Here is a 520-nt window from a genome sequence, read left to right as displayed (position 1 = left end):
AAGATAATTGATAATGTGACGCTTGGCAGTATCAGATGTTTCGCCCACGTGACCACTCCAGAACTCAGCGGCTCGTAGCCACCGTAGGGGAGAATCTGAAAGACCGGCCCGGTGAAGAGCGCAATGAACGCCGTCCCGATGACGAACTCAGGCAAGCTGACACCGGCGTAGCCACCCGCGCTAGCCAAGAGGTCCCAGATAGAGTCCTGCTTGATCGCGGTGAGTACACCTAGTGGTATCGCTGTTACCGTCACGAGAATTGATGTAATTGCTGCAAGTTGTGCCGACCGGACAAGGCGGGGGAAGATGAGTTTCGCGACCTCCTGACGATTTGAAAAGCTGATCCCCCAGTCGCCGGTCACAAACCCGACCAACCAATCAAAATACTGGACGTACCACGCGCGGTTCAACCCGAGTTGCTGCTCAATGGCGGCTATGCTTTCTTCTGTCGCCTGCTTGCCCAAGATCATGACTGCCGCGTTACCCGGCAGCAGTTGCGTGATGGCGAAGATAATCAGGG

Annotated in this window: 1 protein-coding gene; it reads right to left on the bottom strand. The window is 55.6% G+C overall.

Annotated elements, in window-relative coordinates; genetic code table 11:
- Nucleotides 1-518 (bottom strand): ABC transporter permease (locus tag C5B91_RS21430; protein WP_233547879.1); only part of this gene is annotated, 518 nt, incomplete at its 3' end.
- Between the last annotated feature and the right edge of the window lie 2 nt (nt 519-520).

Origin of the sequence: Haloferax sp. Atlit-10N, assembly GCF_003586325.1 — an archaeon.
Lineage (GTDB): Archaea > Halobacteriota > Halobacteria > Halobacteriales > Haloferacaceae > Haloferax > Haloferax prahovense.
This window is presented reverse-complemented; position numbering and strand designations above follow the sequence as displayed.